Below are 18770 nucleotides of genomic sequence, written 5' to 3' on the forward strand. Positions count from 1 at the left end.
GGCCATGAAACACCTCAGCATTGCTTTGATCGCACTGTCTGTGGCTGCCGTCGCCGCCGCCGCCGCCGCGATTGCACAGACCAAACCGGCGGAAGGTCCGGCCACCTCCAGCGCCAGCCGACGGCAATCCGGTACGGTGGGCACCAGCCCGAATGCGGCGCAGGTGCCCAATCCGGAAGCATCCCAGGTGGAGGCTTCTCCGCTGGCGCCGTCTTCTCCAGTGGTGACCACCCCGCTGCCTCAGGGACCGGCCACAGCGCCGCCGGGCCGCCAGGCCGGCAGCGAGGTGCAGCCCTCGGCGCGGACCGAAGGCGGGGATGCCGGGCGGGAGAGGGCGCGGGACGAGGCGGCGCTCACGCCCAGGCGCGCGAAGCGGCATGATCGAAACTGAGTCATGGGCTTGGGACCGGTGCGCCTGCGAGCGCAGCTCACAGCTCGCATCTTGCGGCAGAGCATGGGCAGCGAACCGGTGAGCAGCCCCGGCAAGTATTGACCCCTTCATCAGGGCCCATGCAGCAGTGTCTACGCGCCGCCGTCCTGCTCCGCCTTCATCCCGCAATCTCGAATCATCAACTGCACCAGCAGGTCCACCTGGGTGGCGTGTGTCCACGAGTTGCTGCGCATCAGCATGCCCAGGCGCCGTGCGTCGGGGCCAACACCGTCCACCAGATGCACTTCAAAGCGGCCCTCGGCCGCGTTGTGGGACACCACCGCATCCATGCCCCGGCGCAAGGTGTGCTGCTGGACGGTGGCGGACCGACCGTCCCGTTGATGCTGGATGCTCAGCAGGCAGGGCACGCCTTTGCGGACTTTGGTTGACCCCTCCGCGCCGGAGGAACCCTCAGAGCCCATCAGGTCCACCAGCTTGAACTGCGTCCGCTCGCGTCGATTCGCGTGAGCGGACACGGCGTTGAGCGCCCGCACCCGCTGGGCGTTGGTCATGTCGAAGGGGCTGGTCTGGTCCAGGTCCTCGGCCGGGTAGCCGTCCGAACAGCCGCCCAGCAACACCAGGGCCAGCCCCAGTGCGCACCCGTGGGCCAGCACCCGCGCCGGGCGCCCATGCTTTCGATTCTTCATCACTCACGATCCTTCTTGCCAGCACCTTGTTGATGGTTTTGCTGTCCATGTCGACAATCTCGAAGCAGCCAGTGCTGCCCATCCACCACCTCGGCCACACGGGGGAGCTTGCCGGTCAGCAGCATCATCAATGCCGCTGAGTGTGTGATAGCGGCCCCGTTGTCCTTCACGCCGAGCAGGCGTAGCAAAGCCTTGGTGGAACCGGACAGCAGCACCACAAACGGTTGGGTGGCAATGGCCAGTCCCGCAAGCGGCTTGGCCACCCGTCGGGCCACCGCCTCAGGGTTGGACTGGCCCAGGCGCTTGGGCACGAGCAGAGGACCAACAGGCGAATCCAACGGGGCAGGGACAGCACGGAACGGTTGTAGCGAGGCCCTGAATGCCTTCGAGGGCAGCCGTTATAGTCGCGCCCCTTGTTCTTCGACCGATTGAATGTTCAGCGCCCTGTTGAGCGTTCTTGTGCCATGTCCCTCGCCGACATCCGCGCGGCCCTGAGTGCCGAACTTTCGGCCACGCCCGAGTATTACGACTTCAAGGTGCTGCACACCGAGCGGGACGGTGCGCTCTGGCGCGTCACCCTGGAGCCGGGTTACGTCTTTGCGGAAGGCCAGCGCCCCGGCCAGCGTTCAGCCCAGGCGCTGCTGGACGACAGCCTGGATGGCGCCTCTGCCTGGTGGGGGGCTCCCGCCAAGGGCGGTGCCAGCGTGCTGGCGGTGGTGGCGGAAGAGGATCAACTGGTGTTGCAGAACGCCAGCGCCCCGCCGCCCGGACCCGATCATTTGATCCGGCTGTATCCCACCCGGTTCCTGAATGCCGTCTCCGACGCCTGGGCGGATACCGCCTGGGGCGAACAAGCCATGGCATTGCTGCCGGACCTGGCGCATCCGCAGCAGGCCGCACCGGGTGAAGCGCTGACCGGCGCGCCGTTCCGATGGTTGCGACCGGCCCAGCGCCAGGCATTGAGCCTGGTCCAGCACACCAGCGCATTTCTTTGGGGGCCGCCCGGCACCGGCAAGACCACGACACTGGGGGTGCTGCTGGCGGAATATCTGGACCGGCGTCCACACGCTCGCGTGCTGCTGCTCTCGACGACGAATCAAGCGGTGGATGTGGCGACCGTGGCCGTCGACAAGGCGCTGCACAAGGGCCGCCGTGAGCCCTTGCGAAGTTCGGTGCAGCGCCTGGGCACGCGGTTCGACGCCGCCGCGTACGCCGGCCGTGAGCATCTGATCCCCACCGGCGATCATGACCTGATTGCCCGGCTGGCGCGGGCGGAGGCGGCGCGTCCGGCCTCGCGGGATGCGGCGGCGCTCAAGGCCTGGGCGGACCGGGTGGCCGATCTGCGGGACGATCTGCGCGCATCGTCATTGAAGGTGCTGCAGCGCTGCCGGCTGGCCAGCATGACCACCACCCGCGCCGCCTTCACATTGAAGACGCTGCGCGAGCTGAGCCCCGACGGGGAGCCGCCATTTGATCTGGTGGTGTTCGATGAAGCCAGTCAGGTGAGCCTGGCGCATGCGCTGGTGCTGATGCCGCTGGGGCGGGCGCGGCTGTTTGCCGGGGACCCCCAGCAGCTGTCGCCCGTGCTGCGCAGCTCCGACCGGGGGGCGCGCCGATGGCTGGGCCGTTCCGCATTTGGCGAGATGCCGGGGCGGGGGGCTTCCGTGGCGATGCTGGACGAGCAGTCCCGCATGGCACCGCCGATCGGGGATTTGGTCAGCCAGATGTTCTATGACGGCGTGCTCCGGGTGGCCGAAGCTGCGGCCCGGTCCGCAGAATGGCGGGCACAACGGGAGCGGCACTTTGGCGCCATTGCGGCAGACCAGCACGTGCATGTGCATACGGTGCGCAGCGACGGGGGCTGGTCGGCGGATGCGCGTGGGCCGGTGCGTCGGGAATCCGCCGACGCGGTGGCCGAGGCGGTCGCCAAGGCCCTGGCGACGGGAGACTGGACGCCGCAGGAGATGATCGTACTCACCCCGTTCCGGGCCCAGCGTGCGTTGATCCGCGCACGGCTGCAGGCCCGGGGCGTGCCGGAAGCGGTGCGGGTCAGCACCGTCCACCGGGCCCAGGGGAGCGAGGCCCCGGTGGTGCTGTTTGACCCGGCCGATGGTCGGCAGCCGTTCCTGCAGACCGAAGAAGCACAGCGGCTGATCAACGTGGCCTTGAGCCGGGCTCAGGCCAAGGTGGTGCTCTACCTGTCCGCCGGGGACCTGGGCAATCCGCTGCTGGCGCCGATCGTGCAGCGGCAGCGGCTGGCGAATGATGGCCGGCCGGTGATCCCGCTGATCAGCCTCGCGGCGACCGCTGATTTCCCGGCCAATGCACTCGGCCTCCGGGTGGCGGCGGGGCGTCATGTGGGGGAGGTGTCCCGGGTGAGCCCGGACGGACGGCAGTTGTGGCTGATCAATGAGCGCACCGGCGCCAGCCAGGTGATCGATGCGGAATTCTGGCGGCAGCGGGCCCGGGCCTCCGGCGCGCCTGTGGCACAGTAGCCATTCCCGGGCCGGAGGGTCCGTTGCCATCGAATCGGATGCCCATGGCCCTGCACACCTGGCTGATCTATTTCGTCACTGTCATTGGACTGTCGCTGACCCCGGGACCCAACAGCCTGCTGGTGCTCAGTCACGGCGCGCTGTACGGCCATCGCCGCGCCAGCTTCACCGTGCTGGGCGGGGCAGCAGGGTTTATTGCGCTGATCGGGCTGTCGATGCTGGGCATCAGCGCCTTGCTGCAGACGGTCGCGGGTGCGCTGACCGCCCTGAAGATCGTGGGTGGGGCGTATCTGTGTTGGCTGGGCTACAAGTTGTGGCGCGCACCTGGGATCGAGCTGAACCCGGTGAACCTCTCGGTGCCGACACAGGCCTCGCGACGGTCGTTGTTCCGCCAGGGCCTGCTGGCGGCGGTGTCCAACCCCAAGGTTCTGCTGTTCTACGGGGCCTTCCTGCCGCAGTTCATCGACCCGGCTCGCAGCCTGCTGCTGCAGTTTGCGCTGATGGCCGGCACCTTCGCCTTGGTGGAGGGCCTGGTGGAGTATGGGCTGGTGCGCCTGGCCTATCGCATCCGCCCCTGGCTGCACAAGACCGGCCGGCAGTTCAACCGCGCCTGCGGGGGCATGTTTGGTGTGCTGGGCGTGGCCCTTCCGTTCACGCGATCTCACTGAAAGGCTCGCAAGAAATCGCCCGGGTGGGAAATCCTGCCGCGCACACGCGCGCGGTCTCGGACTAGTGGGGTTAATACTGGTCGGGGGGGCTTGCTCCCCGGACCTACGATGTCAGCAATGAGCTATCCCGTTGAAGGCGGTTGCGACTGCCGCCACATTCGGTATCGGCTGACGTCGGCCCCGATGATCGTGCACTGCTGCCACTGCCGGTGGTGCCAGCGAGAGACGGGCGCGTCCTTCGCCTTGAATGCCCTGTATGAGTCGGACCGCGTGCTGCTCCTCGGCGGCGAACCGACGCTGGTGAACACACCGTCCGAGAGCGGCGCCGGCCAGCAGATGGCCCGCTGCCCGCAGTGCCAGGTGGCGGTCTGGAGCCACTATGCGGGCTCTGGGCCGGTGACCCGGTTTGTGCGGGTGGGGACGCTGGACACGCCCGACCTGCTGGCGCCAGACGTCCATATCTTCACCGGCTCCAAGCAGCCCTGGGTGGTGCTGCCCAGCGGCCCGCCCGCCTTCGATCAGTATTACGCCCGCAATGACGTCTGGTCGCCCGAAGCGCTGGCGAGGTGGGCCGCACTCCAGCCGCAGATCCAGGCCTATCGGGCCTCCAGAACATCCTCTTCCTGACTGAGCGCCCGTCCTCGACGAGCCACTGAAAGCTGTTCCATGACCTCTGATTCCCTTCGCCGCCGCCAGTTGCTGGCTCAACTCACCGGGGCCGGCGCTGCCCTCGCATTGCCCTCCCTGGTCTCCGCGCAGAGCGGCACCTGGCCGACCAAGCCGGTGCGTTTCATCGTGCCCTTTGCCCCTGGCGGAAGTTCAGAAATCGTGGCGCGGTCGACGGCCGCCGAGCTGTCCAAACTGCTGGGGCAGAGTGTGTTTGTCGACAACAAGCCGGGCGGTGCCGGCAACGTCGCCATGCAGGAAGCGGCCCGTGCGGAAGACCAGCACACCGTCATCCTGGGTCATATCGGTACCCTGGCGGTGAACCCGTTCATCTTCCCGAAGCTGCCCTATGACCCGATCAAGGATTTCCGCCCGATCTCCTTGCTGGCCAAGGTGCCGTCCTTGTATCTGGTCCATCCGGATGTGCCAGCGCGCAACCTGACCGAATTCGTGGCGCTGGCGCGCAAGAAGCCGGGCCAGCTGAACTACGGGTCCGCCGGCAATGGCAGCGCGGGGCATCTGGCGTTTGAATATCTGAAGATGGCCGCCAACATCTTCGTCACCCATGTGCCGTATCGCGGCACGGGCCCGCAACTGACCGATCTGCTGGCCGGGCGGCTGGATGCGGCTTCGGTGGGCGCACCCGCCGTGTTGCAGTTCATCAAGGCCGGCAAGCTGCGCTGCATTGCCACCGGCACTACGGAGCGGCTGCCGCAGTTGCCGGACGTGCCCACCGTGGCCGAACAAGGCTTCCCGAACTTTGAAATGACGCAGTGGTACGGGCTGCTGGCGCCCTCCAGCCTGCCCGCGCGTGCGGCGGAGGTGCTGGCCAGTGCGGCGGCGAAGGCGGTCAAGATGCCGTCGGCCGTGGAGCATTTGAGCAAGGAAGCGGCCCTGGCCGTAGGCAGCACGCCCGCGCAGTTTGCGCAGTTCATTGCTGTGGAGCAGAAGCGGTGGAAGCCGGTGCTGGAGCGGGCGAAGGTGAAGCCGGATAACTGATGGCAGGGGCCGCTGCTGCAGGGGGGGACAGTTCCCAGCCCTCGTGCTGGGCCACCCGCTCCAAGGCGGCTTCAAAGCGCGACCGCGATTCCGCCGCAACCTGTCCGAGGTAGGCGTGCAGGGCCGCATCGGCGGGGCTGCGGTTCTGGCAGGCTTTGCTGTAGCGCTCGAAATGCGACAACTGCATCAGCAGCTCCGTCACATGGCGCGGGCATTCGCAGGCCACGGTGGACGAGCGGCTGGCAAAGGCCACCAGGGTCTCATCGTCCCAGCGGCGCGTGGGTGGCAGCGGCGCTGCCGCCGGTGCTGCGACGGCGGTTGTGGTCATCTCCAGGTCTGCACCCGACTCGGCCGCAAACTGCCGCAGCCATTGGCCAATCACCACATCGGGCTGCGGTTCACGCAGCAGCGTGGTGCCCACGGCGGCCAGTGATTCACACACGGCATCGGCCGCAAAGACATACAGCACCGCCAGCGGCGTGCCCATGAGGTGCGGGGCGGCCGCCTCCTGTTCCGCCAGCCAGCCTGCATGCAGATGCGGCTGGTGGATGAGCAACGCGTCTACATCGTCCCGCTGCAAGGCACGGGCCGCTTCCGCCATCGATTCAAACGGGCCGAGCACCTGCATCGCCCTCCCGAGCCGGCGATGCAGGGCAGGGCGCTGCAGTCGGGCTGCCAACGCGGCACCAATCACCGCGACGCGCCAGGGTGCCGGCGCATACGTGCTGGCAGGTGCATGCTCCCGCCGCGTGGCCACGGACAGCGCCCCTGCGTGGGTGGCCGCGACCGCCTGTAGCTGGGTCATGTCCAGCGGCGCGAGGCTGCCGATGGCATGGCCCAGTTCGGTGAGCTGCTTGATCAGTGCCAGCCGCCGCACATCCTCCGCCGCATACAAGCGCTGCCCACCTGCCGACCAGCGCGGCGGGGTCAGTGCATACCGCCGCTCCCACACCCGCAGCGTGGCCACCGGCATCCGGAGCATGCGTGCCACAGCGCCGCTGCGGCGCAGGGAAGGGTCGTCTTCCGTCCCGGTGGTGAACGCCGGGGAGGATGGGGTCGAGTTGGACAAGGCGCCCTCCAGATGAAGCGTATTTGAATCAGTCTATGCGTGGATTATCACGTGAGTGAAGCCATCTTGAGCCGTAAAACCCTTAGGATGACCCGATGTTGAAACATAAACAAGCGTCAGTCGCGGTGATCGGTGCCGGTATGGCGGGTGCTGTTTGCGCGCAAGTGCTGAGGCGTGCCGGTCATCGGGTGCAGGTCTTTGACAAGGCGCGCGGCGCCGGTGGACGCCTGGCCACTCGCCGCTTGGAATGGCTGCAGGAGGACGGCAGCCCGGGTCGGGCGCGGATGGATCACGGCGCGCTGGCCTTCACCGCGCACACGGCGGCGTTTCAGCAATGGGTGATGCAAGCCGAGGTCAACGGGCTGGTGGCGCCTTGGTGTCCGCCTCTGGCTGACCACAGCCTGCCGTTGGAACATGAAGGGCCGCTCTACGTGGCCACGCCGGAAATGACGTCGCTGTGCAAGCACCTGCTGGCGGGCGTGGATCCGCATTGGACGATGGCCGTCAACCGGTTGACGCGAGTAGCCGACGGCTGGCATCTGGAGGCCGGCGATCAGGTCCACCCGGACCGATTTGATGCGGTGGTGCTGGCGATTCCGCCCGCCCAGGCGGCGCCCTTGCTGAACGACCATCGGGACGATTGGGCCCGCTATGCGTCCCTGGTGCCGATGCAGCCCTGTTGGACCTTGATGGGTGTGGCGCAGATCGACGCCACATCCCCGGAAAACAACTGGGCACTTGCCAGGCCGGAACTGGGGCCGCTCGCCTGGGTGATCCGCAATGACCGCCGACCTGGCCGGACTGCCGACCCGGGAGCGGCGCACTGGGTGGTGCACGCGCGGGCGGGATGGAGCCGATTGCATCTCGAGCAGGAGCCAGGTTGGGTGAAACATCAGTTGAGTACCGCCCTGGAGGTCTACCTGGGCCACGCCGTTCACTGGACCCATGCGGTGGTGCACCGCTGGCGGTATGCGTTGCCGCCCATGGGGCGCACCGGCACGAGCCACTCCGCACTGCACTGGTGGGATGACCGGCTGGGCCTGGGGGTGTGTGGTGACCTGTTCACCAGCCACGGCGTTGACGGGGTGGAAGCTGCGTTTCTGTCGGCCCAATCGTTGGCGCAAGCCATGGGTGGACCGGATGCGGCGGCCGCCGTGACCTTCGGGAGCCCAGCCATCCATGCGTAGGCGTCATCAGCCCGAACCGTTGCTGGACGGCCCGGAGGACAGCGACCACGCCGCAGGTGACGCCGTCGACGGCAGGTCGGCGCAGAGGAGCCTGATTCCAACGGTGCCAACGATGGAGGCTGCGCGCGCTCGGCTGTCGGCCGTACGCCCGTCGGCCTATGCACGTACGCGCAATGCCTTGGACGGTGCGGTCACCGGGCTTTCGCCCTACATCACCCATGGGCTGTTATCCCTGACCGAGGTCCTCACGGCGGTGAATGCACGGCACCCCTTGGATGTGCAGCACAAGTGGGTCTATGAACTGGGCTGGCGGGCCTTTTTCCGTCACGTCTGGCAGCACCGAGGAGAGAGCATCCTGAGGTCGCTGCATGAAGGCCCCTTGCCCGAGGATGCTTATGACAACGACTTGCCGGCTGACATCCGACAGGCGCGTACCGGCGTGCCGGTGATTGATCAAGCCGTGCGTACGCTGTATGCAAGCGGGACGCTGCACAACCATGCCCGCATGTGGCTGGCCAGCTATGTCGTGCACCTGCGCAAGGTGCATTGGCGCGCAGGGGCGGACTGGATGTACGGGCACTTGCTGGACGGTGACCTCGCCAGCAATCACCTCAGTTGGCAATGGGTGGCTGGCACGGGAAGCCGCAAGCCTTATCTCTTCAATGCGGAGAATGTGGCCCGTTATGCGCCGGCAGACTGGCATAGCCCAGGGACCGCGGTGGATGCCTCGTATGAGGTGCTGGACCGCTGGGCGCGGACACCCGGAACGGTGGGCGGCCCTGACACGACCATGAATGCGGAGGACGCCCTGCCGGATGCAGCGACGGGGAACGTTGGTGATGGCAGGGGGCGGGAAGGGGACGAGCCAGGGCTGCGGGGCTCTCCTGCAGAGACCCTGGGCCTTAAGCAACCGAATGCCGCCGCAGTCACAGGTCGAGACGTCTGGCTGGTGCACCCTTGGGCGCTGGGGGATCTGCCACCGGGCCTGCCAGCGGAGACGGTGGTGGTGGGGATCTACCTGAGTGAGTTTCATCAGGCGTGGCCATGGAACGAGCGACGTTGGCAGTTTGTGGATCAGCGAATGGCGGCCCTGACGCCGCAGCGATGGTGGGGGCCTGCCCGCGCGTTTCGTGATGCGCTGGCGCAGGCGGCCCGTGTGCGCGGACAACTGGACCCGCACTTGGCGTCGTGGGTGCTGCCCTGGGCGGAATGGCTGGCGCCGCCGATGCTGTTTCCGCCGGTGGCACAGCGTTGCGACAGCTTTTCACAATGGTGGCGCCACGCAGTCCGCGGCATGGGGACTGCGTCCGAACTATTGGCGGTCAACGAGGTGGCCGCGCGTTGAAACGCCTGGGGTCATCGGCGGCCAGCGGTTCTCAGTTGGAACAGGCGCCATGCGGCGCAATATCGACCCCGGAACGGTGATGTGGACGACCGCTGATGTCCCAACCTGACCTTCACGATTGAGCGATTGAGTCACTCAACCACCATTGGACAAAGACACCATGACTTCCATTGTTCTGATCACCGGCGCCTCGGGGGGGATTGGCCGCGCGCTGGCGCGGCAGTTGACCGCACAGGGGCTCTCCGTCGCCGCCGTCGGGCGGGATGCCGCGCGACTGGCGGATGTCGAGGCGTCGGTCCACATCGTCGCCGACACCACCACGGCAGAGGGCGCCGCACAAGCCATTGCGGCCTGTGTGCAGGCACTGGGGGCGGCCCCGGGGCAATTGGCGCACTGCGTGGGGAGCACACTGATTGCTCCCTTGCATCGCACCAAGCCGGAGGTCTACCGGGAATTGATGCGCGTGAACCTGGACAGCGCTTTCTACATGCTGCAGGCCTGGATGGCCGGCTTGAAGGGCGCCCCGGGCGCCGCTGTGTTCGCCAGTTCGGTGGTGGCCCGCATCGGGGTGGCCAATCATGAGGCGATTGCCGCCGCCAAGGCCGGTGTGGAAGGGCTGGTGCGCAGTGCCGCCGCGACTTATGCCGCCCAGGGACTGCGCATCAATGCGGTGGCCCCCGGCATGACGGACACCCCCATGACCGCTGGGCTTCTGAACCTTCCGGCCGTGCGGGAAGGCGCAGCGCGGCAGTATCCGCTGGGGGGTGTTCAGACAGCGGACCAGGTGGCCGGCGTACTGCAGTGGCTGCTGAGTGACGGGGCGGCGCGAATCACTGGACAAGTGATCGCGGTGGACGGCGGCTTCACGACGGTGCGCCCGCTGGTGAAATGACCGCCATCTTGTGAGCGCTCGCCGGGCAGAGCCCCGCCCGGCGAGCGGTGCGACGCTCAGCGTTGGCCCAGTATCAGCGTTTTTACTGAGCTTGAATCGGCTGGAACGGTAGAACCGCGCCAGGAAGCCCACGACTAATCCGGAACTTCAAGCGGATGAGCGAGCAGGGAGGCGGCTATGCTGGGTATACCAGGCGTTGGAGGTCGGGGGCATTCCATCCCGGAGGTGGAGGCGTCCACCGCTTCATTCACCGGATCGGCAGACAACGCCGGCTTCGTTCGGGACGACATGCTCGCGCAGGTGCAGCAGTCGGCAGAAGACGTGCTGAGTCTATTGCAGCCGGGGCGGCCCAGCAGGGCAGCGACGCAGACGCTTCAGCACGCCCTGGCCGACGCGGCTGAAGACATCTTGAATGCGCGGGTGGATGAGGCAGTGAGAGACATCGCCATCATGAGCGGGCAGCCGGAGGCAGTGCTGCGAACGCGCATGTTGGAAGCGGTTGCTGAACTGGCGGCGGTGCCCAAGGAAGATGAAACGCGCCAACGCCTCACCGAGAGTCTCTGCCTCAATGCGAATGCGCTGCGCGGATCGATCTCCCGCACGCGACCCGAAGCGCTTCGGCGCACAGAGGCTGGCGGTGTTGATCCGTTGCTGAACGATAAAGACCACCTCAAACAGTTTGAACTGCTGGTCGACGATGTTCGCCGCGGCTATCCCCATCGACCCAGCGGCGCGCTGCTAACGGCTGCCGCCATTCAGGCGTCGGTGGATGGACTGACGCGCACACTCATGCCGCGCCTGGATGACGCCTGCAAGCAGTTCGGACTTGATCCGACGGAACACCGGGAAGACGCCGTGGCCACACTGCGACGGGCGTCGGTGGCGCTGGTGGATCATGGTTTGGACACCTTGGAGAAGGTCGACCGGTTTCTGAGCCAGGCACGTCGTCATGACGACAAGCTCGCATGGGTCACCGGTGCGCTTGCGCAGCTTGGGTATCCGGTGGGCATGGCGGGCTTCCTCTATGCGTTGGCGCCGCAGATCGCGCCATCCCTGTTGACTCAGGCCAATGGTTTTGGCGGCGCACTGGCCTTCGGTGCCATTGCCGGCGCCATGATTGGCTACTTCGACTGCCTGGCGAGCAGCGGCGCTGGCATGCTGCGCAATGCGCTCTCTTACGCCGATCCCGCCCAGCTGACCGGCCCGGTGGCGCCTCGACTCACGATGAGCCAGGCGCGCGACATCGCTCTGCGCGCAGGCATTTCCTGCGGCGCGACGTTCACCAAAAATGCCCTGCTGCGTGCGGTGGTGCCTTCCGTTGTGTATGCGACGGCTTTTCCATCCGGCATCAGCCGAACGGTCAGAGACAACGTGGACTTTGCGGGCGATGCGGGTGGTGGTCTGGTGTCGGGGGGGGTGATGAACCTGCTGATTCGCAAGGCGCTGGACAATCCGCAGTCGAGTGATTTCAAGCTGCTGTCGCAAGCCAATCTCCCGGCCATCATTCAGCAGGTGCAGGGCGGTGCGCCGCTTGGCCTGGATGCGCGTTCGATGATGGCCTATGCCCAAGGTGTGGGCATGGGGGCGCTTGCCCCCTCCACGCTGGCAGTGACCGGGGGGGTGATGACACCGCTTGTGGCGCTGCTGATGGGCATCAACCTGGGGGTGGTTCCGGGGCTTGGACTTTCCCCCACTGGCGAGGGCGCGAGTGAGAACGGCACCACCCAAGTGCCTTCACCCGGGGTGGAAGCGCCCATCCTCGCGGCCGAACATGCACTCAAGGCCACGGTCAGCACCTTGCTGATGGCCGGACTGGCGGCGGCTGCCACAGGCATTGGGCAGTTGGTGGGCCGCCATGCGGACGCGGATTGCCTGGGCGCCGTGTTCGGCGCGGTCCGCCAAGCCGCAGGAGCGCTTTGCCGTCGGGCCGGCGCGGCGTCGGACAGCGGTGGCGTGGAAATGGTGGGCGTGCGACGGAGGTCGAGCCATCGGGGCGATGGGAGAAGGTTCGATCTGGAGGCCGGCGGCTCGCTTCCGGAATGAATCACGGTGCCGCGTGAGGCATAGGCATCCTCTCCCTTGTGGATTCACCCGCATTTCTTGGTGTCTACGATCCAATGAAAACGTTTGAAGTTTTCAAAGGTGTAGACGAATGCACTCTGAACTCATTCATCTGAAATACAGATGTTTGTCCACGTTTCATTGGGCACGCAAGAACATTGCGCTCTATAACGCGGCGATGCTGTTCATTCCCTTCTTTGATCTCTTTTGTGGAGGTCGACGGCGCCCGGTGTTTTTCGATATCGACAAGACCTGCCCCGAGCTGCGGCGCCTGGATGAGCACCGTGAGGACATCCGCCGGGAACTGGAAGGCTTGTTGCCCTGCCAGGACCAGATGCCGATGTACCACCAGCTGGACACAGACCTGATCCATGCCTCCGGACGCTTCCACCGGGACAAGCGCTGGAATGTCTTCATGCTGTTCAGCTACGGCGTCAAGCCGGAGCACAACCGCATGCTGGCCCCTCGCACTACCGCCTTGCTGGACGGCATTCCCGGCCTCGCGCAAGCCTTTTTCTCGATCCTGGATCCAGGTAAATCCATCCCGGCCCATTGCGCGCCCACGCGGTCCTACATTCGATATCACCTCGCCCTGCGGGTGCCTCAGACCAACCCGCCCTCCATTCGCGTGAAGGATCAGGTCTACACCTGGAAGCTGGGCGAAAGCGTGATGTTCGATGACAGTTGGGAACACGAGGTCATCAACCACAGCGATGGAATTCGTGCCGTCCTGCTGGTGGACATCCTGCGCCCGATGCGCTGGCCTGCGTCATGGGTCAACCGATTTTTCTACTATCTGGGGTGCCGCTGGTACGGCCCACGAATCGGCAGAAATGCCAATAACTTCCAGATCAAGCTCTAGCTGTCGCCGTACCGAACCCTGCGAGACGCTGGAATCGATTCGAAAGCGGCTCCACACCATCATTAAATGATGAATGGAATTCTGATCCGTTCCATTTTCTGATTCAAACAGCGCCCGATGAATGTGATTTTCATGTTCTCCTGCGCACGATCGAATTCAGGCAGGTGCCATCAATCTTGTGGATGTCATCCAAAGATTCAAAACACAGAATCGATTCAAACACCTGAATTCATTTCCTATTCCTCAATGCATGTAATTGAATGCATAGGATCAATCGTTGACCCCTCAACGATTCATTGCGTTCTGCCGGCGGCTGGCGATTGATGGCTGGAAAAGCGCGGGCGCGACTGCGGCGCTCGCGGCCGCTGGCCCATCCCCGGTGGCCCCTCGAAAGCGGGCCACTGCTCATTTGTTCCTCCCGAGGAGAACCCGATGGTGACGTTGAACAATACCGAGGCCGAGATTCTGCAAGCGCGGCTGAAGCTGTATGGCAAGACCCTGGCTGACCTTCAAGGCAAGTCGCTCAACACCGGGCAATATGCCAAGGGCAAGGCAGGCCAGGCGGTGCTGACGGGCCATCCGGATGGCGGTGCGGACATCCCCGGAGAAGTTCGCACGGTGAAGGACATCGCGGAGATGAAGTACCTCGGAGGCGTGCCTGACTACCACTACACCCAGGAGAAACTGGGCGACTCCCACATTGACTATCCACCGCCACCGCCCAAGGCGGCACTGGCCGCCGTGCAGGCCCATGCGGGTGACGTCTGCAAACTGCAGGATGCGCTGGATCCGGCCACCTTGGCCTTGGTGCCCAAGGCCTCGCGCGCCTATCTCACCGGCAACTCGCAAAAGGTGAAGGACTGGGAGCCGATCATCAATGCGCTGTCCTTCCCTCAGGACGGCACCGTGGTGAACGCCGGGGACGTGGTGGTGAGCCCCGGTAATCCCCTCATCATCAATGGCCCGGGGGCTGTGGCCTACAACGCCACCTCCATCACGGTCGAGGTGGGGGGGCAGATTCTGGTGAACACGGAAGTCACGTTCAACGTGGGTGTTTTCAACGTTCTGTCCTGAGGGGAGCACCGACATGGGCAATTCCATCACGACCATCGGGTCGGTCTCGGCTGCGGGCAATGCCGGGCAGGGCGGGGCCGTCGGAACGGCAGGCGGCGGCGGCGGCAATGGCGCTTCCGGCTCGGTCAACAGCAAGAACCAGTGCACGGCCAGCGGCACGCCAGGCGGCTCCGGCGGCAATGGCACCTTCGGTGGCAACGGCGGGGACGGTGGCAAGGGATCACCCGCCATTGGCATCACCTTCACGGCCGCCACCATCACCGGCACCTTGTCCATTCTGACCTCGGCCGGTGCCGGGGGCAGCGGGGGCGCCGGAGGAACCGGGGGGGCCGGTGGAACAGGCGGCAATGGAGCGGGCGCCAACGGCGATTGCAGCGCCACGGCCAGTGGCAAAGGGGGGAATGGTGGCAATGGGGGCAATGGCGGGAATGGTGGCTCCGGCGGCGACGGCACCACCGTGACCGTGGTGTACGGAACGCTCAACGGGAACGTGGTGTGGGGGACTGGGTCTGCACCCACCGGGGCCCCCGGTGGGGCCGGTGGGCCCGCCGGGCAAGGCGGCGCCGCAGGGGTGGGTGGCAGCGGCGGCACCGGTGCCGGAGGCAGCGGCTCGCCCGGTTCCCCCGGCTCCCCGGGTGCGCCCGGCCAGCCCGGGTCGCCCTGCCAACTGAGCCTGATCCAAAAGAAGTTGTCATCCGTCCAACAATGGGAGGCGCAATGACCACCTATGTCATTACCGTCGCCGCAGCCTCCGCTGGCCCGGGCAGGCCCGGATCGGATGGAGAACCGGGGGCCAATGGATCGGCCGGCAAGAACGGCAGCTATTCCAAGTCCACGTGTTATCCCTCCGGGAATGGCGCTCCCGGACAGCCCGGTGGGACGGCAGGTGCCGGCTCGGCCGGCATGACCGGCGTGAATGCCCCGCAGGTGGTCATCTACCTGGGCGGGCTCAGCGGCACGCTCACCATCCTGAGCCAGGGCGGCACAGGCGGCAATGGCGGAAACGGCGGCCAGGGCGGTGCCGGTGGCAATGGTGGCAATGCGGGCCAGAACCCGCAGGCCTCCTGCCTGAGCCAGGGCTGCACTCAGGCCGCAAGTGGTGGCGCGGGCGGCAATGGCGGGGCAGGGGGGAACGGCGGCCCGGGCGCCTCGGGGGGCAACGGCGGCGACATCCAGATCTACTACAGCAGCGACGTGCAGATCAGCAGCATCGCCGCATCCACCATCGGCGGCGCGGGGGGACAGGGAGGCTCTGGTGGTGCCGGTGGTGTCGGCGGCACCGGGGGGATGAGCGAACTGGTGCAGGGCTCGCCGCAGCAGACCGCCCCCCCGGGTACCAGCGGCTCGGGCGGATTGCCAGGCCAGAACGGCGCACCTGGCGGTAACGGCCAGGTCCACATCACTGCCAAGCCGACGCAAGTGCTTGCAGCGTGATCGCAAACCCAAGAGGGCGCGGCGATGAGCATCTTTTCCTATAGCGCGCAGGACGCTGCGCTGTTGGCGGGCATGGCGGAACAGGCGGGTTCGGATCTGGACATCTTGAACCTGCCTCCGGGCTGGAGCGTGGCGCGGACCTTCCGGGACTTCATGTACGGGGGGCAAGGCTATATCGCGGTGGGGACGCTGCCGTCGAATGGCGCCACCGTGGCGGTCGCTGCGCTGGGCAGTTCCTGGGACGATTTCACCCAATCGTTCACGCCCTCCGGCTTCAGCCTGATTCCCACCACCCTGGGCTTGCCGGCCAGTACGGTGCCCGCCTTGGCCAGGCACACGCTTGCCCTCCATCAACAGTTGGCCGCGTTGGACCGTCCGCTGCCGGACCTCGGCAACGGCGTGCAGCAAAGCCGTGCCATGGCGCTACCGGGCGTCATGTACCGCAACAGCGAAACGTTCAAGCGCTCGCTCGACGGCTGGTTGGCCAGCAGCCCCGCCACCGGGCACGCCAACAGCGATCTCCGTCTGGCAGGGCAGAACCTGCTGGACACGGTCAAACAGACCTTGGCGGCAAGTCGGCCTGCCGACCAGGCTCAGACCCTTCATCACGCCGTATCGCGGGTCCATGAGACGCTGAACGTGGCACTGGCGAGCGTCGATGGCCGGGTCCAGGCGGGCTACCTGCAGCAATGGAACGGCGTCCAGAGCGGCTTCATGGCAGCACTGCAGCAGGTGGCGCTGATGCAGGTGTTCGCCAAGTCGTTTCCTGTGGTGTTCGCCGGCATCACCGTGGGCGGGCCGCTGGCCCAACTGGCTGCCGCGTTCTCCCAACCTCAATCGAGCTGGGGCAACGGGACGATGTCGCCGGTGACCGAACTGGCGGTCTATGCGTTCTCGTCGCCGATGTATGCGGACGGCCTCTTTGCCGGGTCATTCAATGCGGCGCTGCCCACCGCTTTCACGGTCAACGCCGACGGCGTGGATTTCTTCCCGTCCTCACCGGTGAACAGCGGCACCACCGCGCTGGCACCCACCGGCCAGGCCTACCCCCTGCAGGCGGCGCTACCGCTGGTCGCCGCGCCCTGGGCCGAGAGGACGGCGAATTTCTACAGTCAGGCGCTGGGATTCCATCTGGCCCGTGCGCCCGCATGCTGTGCCGATTGCGATGCCACCGATGCGCATCGTGATTTCGCCAGTTTCGCCGTGCAGGCCACACCCAGCACCTACGTGGCCACCACCGCCGCGCAGCTGTCCGTGCTCTGTTCGCTGGCCTATCAGCGCTTCCAGCATCCGTCCCAAGCCACGACTCCGCCGTCCCCGTGGGTCTTTGCCGCTGACATCGCGGCGGGCGGCGTGACCTGGGGAGCCGTGTTTGCGAACCCTGCCAGTGGCAGTGTGGCCCTGGCGTTCCGGGGAACGGTGACGGAACAGGAACTGGTCGAACGTGTGGCCGATACGCTGGTCTATTACCCCTCATGGTTGGGGGCGGGGGCGCCCTCGGATGCCGGCGTGGGCCATGGCATTGGTGTGCTCTACGACAGCCTGCGGGGCACGCTGGCCAGTGCCATCCAGGTTGGCCGCACCAAAGCGGGCAGTACGGTCGGGCCGCTGTTGTTGTGTGGGCACGATGCCGGCGGAAATCTCGCCAGCCTGGCCATGCTCGACCTGACGCTGAACCGCATCCAGGGGCAGCCCGCGCCGTCCCAGACCTATGCCTTCGGTCCTCCGCCATTCGCGCTGATCAGCTTCATGGGGTATTTCACCCGGCAGGTGCCGGCCCATTCTGTTTTCCTGATCGCGCGGACAGCGGATGTGGTGCCGCAATTCCTGCTCAACGGCACGGTCTACGGGGTCGGTGATGCAGTGACGCTCACCGGGGGGGATGACAATCCTTACAACGGCAACAGCTTCCACGCGATCAGCAGCTATATCGACCTGCTGAATCCCCAGTCCACCGAGGTACGCCGTCCCAAGGCAACGTTGGCGGACCTGTCCTCGGTCGCGGGCCTGCCGGCCCCGGCGCATACGCTGTTCAGTCGCGCCCTGGCGCAACGCGGTCTGACGCCGACCCAGGTCGTCCGCGGGGTGCTCGACAGCGCCTCCACGGAGGACGGTGTGTTGTCGGTCGCCTGGGCTGCCCGAGCGCGGGTCGCCTCCAGCCTGCCCTCCGTGGGCATGGATGCGCGCCGGATGAACGCCTATTTTGCGGTGGAGGGCATCCGGGTCCGATCGGGCCATGTTCTGCGTATGCAATCCGAGGAGGGCCATGCACTCCATCTGGTGGTGGGCCGTCTGATGCTGGAGGCCGGTGCCGTGGTTGAAATCAAGAGCAAGCTGGTGGCCCATGTCGGTCAGTTGGAGGGGGCTCCGCCCGGACAACACGAAACCATCATCGCCTTCATCGGGCAGGACGGAACGCCCGGCGCTGCCGGAGGTCCCGGACTCCCCGGCGCCAACGGGAACGTCGGCGCACCGGGCGGCTCGGGGGGCATCGGCGCTGCTGGCGGGGCCGGGTCGAAGGCCGAGGACAGTGTGGTCAACATCGGCGTATTGAGTGGCAGCCTCCTGGTGGTGGCCCGCGGCGGGCTGGGTGGGCAGGGCGGTCGAGGTGGCGCCGGTGGCCATGGTGGCGCCAGCCTGGGCGGGGGACGGGGCGGCTCGGCCGGGGCCGGTGGCGCTGGCGGCGCCGGTGGCGCGGGAGGGCAGGGGGCCGCTGTTGCCATTGTTTTTGACCAGATGGGTCCCGACGCGGAAGTGCAGGTGCAAGCGGCCCCGGCGACCGGGGGGCTCGGTGGTGCCGGCGGCCAGGCGGGTGCCCCGGGCGCCGGCCACCCGGACGGGGGCAGCGCACAGCCGGGCCCGAGCGGGGCGGTCGGACCTCCGGGCACCCCCAGCACGGTGACGGTCCGGCAGCGCGCCTGACACGGCCCACAACCCTTTT

Annotated in this window: 17 protein-coding genes; 14 read left to right on the top strand and 3 right to left on the bottom strand. The window is 66.6% G+C overall.

Annotated elements, in window-relative coordinates; genetic code table 11:
- The first annotated feature begins 4 nt into the window (after positions 1-4).
- Entirely contained in the window at positions 5-391 is a 387-nt protein-coding gene (locus OU995_RS18330; RefSeq protein ID WP_267831454.1) for a hypothetical protein, read from the top strand.
- A gap of 131 nt (positions 392-522) precedes the next feature.
- Here the strand turns inward: OU995_RS18330 and OU995_RS18335 are convergent, their stop codons facing one another.
- Positions 523-1077 (bottom strand): hypothetical protein, encoded by a 555-nt coding sequence (locus OU995_RS18335; protein WP_267831455.1) that lies wholly within the window; start codon positions 1075-1077, stop codon positions 523-525.
- Positions 1077-1388 (bottom strand): CNNM domain-containing protein, encoded by a 312-nt coding sequence (locus OU995_RS27500; RefSeq protein WP_420714741.1) that lies wholly within the window; start codon positions 1386-1388, stop codon positions 1077-1079. Before OU995_RS27500 ends, OU995_RS18335 begins: the two co-directional genes overlap by 1 nt.
- Before the next feature lie 153 nt (positions 1389-1541).
- On the opposite strand from OU995_RS27500, the gene OU995_RS18345 reads away from it, so the two are divergent.
- The 4 genes from OU995_RS18345 (at position 1542) to OU995_RS18360 (ending at position 5905) form a co-directional block, all read left to right on the top strand.
- Positions 1542-3572, top strand: a complete 2031-nt coding sequence (locus OU995_RS18345; RefSeq protein ID WP_267831456.1) for a DEAD/DEAH box helicase — start codon at positions 1542-1544, stop codon at positions 3570-3572.
- A 44-nt stretch (positions 3573-3616) separates the two neighbouring features.
- The gene (locus OU995_RS18350; protein WP_267831457.1) at positions 3617-4240 is read left to right on the top strand and encodes a LysE family translocator; all 624 of its coding nucleotides are present in this window, start codon (positions 3617-3619) and stop codon (positions 4238-4240) included.
- 108 nt (positions 4241-4348) lie between these two features.
- Complete coding sequence (locus tag OU995_RS18355) at positions 4349-4867, top strand: GFA family protein (RefSeq protein ID WP_420714742.1); 519 nt, start codon at positions 4349-4351, stop codon at positions 4865-4867.
- 39 nt (positions 4868-4906) lie between these two features.
- Complete coding sequence (locus OU995_RS18360; protein ID WP_267831459.1) at positions 4907-5905, top strand: Bug family tripartite tricarboxylate transporter substrate binding protein; 999 nt, start codon at positions 4907-4909, stop codon at positions 5903-5905.
- Here OU995_RS18360 and OU995_RS18365 read toward each other — a convergent pair.
- Positions 5838-6974 (bottom strand): MerR family transcriptional regulator, encoded by a 1137-nt coding sequence (locus OU995_RS18365; RefSeq protein ID WP_267831460.1) that lies wholly within the window; start codon positions 6972-6974, stop codon positions 5838-5840. The two genes, OU995_RS18360 and OU995_RS18365, sit on opposite strands and share 68 nt — an antisense overlap.
- 95 nt (positions 6975-7069) lie before the next feature.
- Between OU995_RS18365 and OU995_RS18370 the strand changes: the two genes are divergently transcribed.
- From OU995_RS18370 to OU995_RS18410, 9 genes are all read left to right on the top strand, one after another.
- Positions 7070-8161: an NAD(P)/FAD-dependent oxidoreductase gene (locus tag OU995_RS18370; protein ID WP_267831461.1), complete on the top strand. Its 1092-nt coding sequence runs from the start codon at positions 7070-7072 to the stop codon at positions 8159-8161.
- Positions 8154-9506 (top strand): FAD-binding domain-containing protein, encoded by a 1353-nt coding sequence (locus tag OU995_RS18375; protein WP_267831462.1) that lies wholly within the window; start codon positions 8154-8156, stop codon positions 9504-9506. Before OU995_RS18370 ends, OU995_RS18375 begins: the two co-directional genes overlap by 8 nt.
- Before the next feature lie 160 nt (positions 9507-9666).
- A complete protein-coding gene (locus OU995_RS18380) occupies positions 9667-10398 on the top strand; it encodes an SDR family NAD(P)-dependent oxidoreductase (protein ID WP_267831463.1) in 732 nt (243 codons plus the stop codon).
- A 177-nt stretch (positions 10399-10575) separates the two neighbouring features.
- Positions 10576-12441, top strand: coding sequence for a hypothetical protein (locus OU995_RS18385; protein WP_267831464.1), 1866 nt, complete (start codon positions 10576-10578; stop codon positions 12439-12441).
- A gap of 145 nt (positions 12442-12586) precedes the next feature.
- On the top strand, positions 12587-13321 hold the full coding sequence (locus tag OU995_RS18390; protein ID WP_267831465.1) for an aspartyl/asparaginyl beta-hydroxylase domain-containing protein: 735 nt from the start codon (positions 12587-12589) through the stop codon (positions 13319-13321).
- A gap of 432 nt (positions 13322-13753) precedes the next feature.
- Positions 13754-14395, top strand: a complete 642-nt coding sequence (locus OU995_RS18395) for a hypothetical protein (protein ID WP_267831466.1) — start codon at positions 13754-13756, stop codon at positions 14393-14395.
- 13 nt (positions 14396-14408) lie between these two features.
- Positions 14409-15116 (top strand): hypothetical protein, encoded by a 708-nt coding sequence (locus OU995_RS18400; protein WP_267831467.1) that lies wholly within the window; start codon positions 14409-14411, stop codon positions 15114-15116.
- Positions 15113-15829, top strand: a complete 717-nt coding sequence (locus OU995_RS18405; protein WP_267831468.1) for a hypothetical protein — start codon at positions 15113-15115, stop codon at positions 15827-15829. Before OU995_RS18400 ends, OU995_RS18405 begins: the two co-directional genes overlap by 4 nt.
- 24 nt (positions 15830-15853) lie before the next feature.
- A complete protein-coding gene (locus tag OU995_RS18410; RefSeq protein WP_267831469.1) occupies positions 15854-18751 on the top strand; it encodes a lipase family protein in 2898 nt (965 codons plus the stop codon).
- Positions 18752-18770 lie beyond the last annotated feature (19 nt).

Source organism: Roseateles sp. SL47 (genome assembly GCF_026625885.1).
Classification (GTDB): Bacteria; Pseudomonadota; Gammaproteobacteria; order Burkholderiales; family Burkholderiaceae_C; genus Roseateles.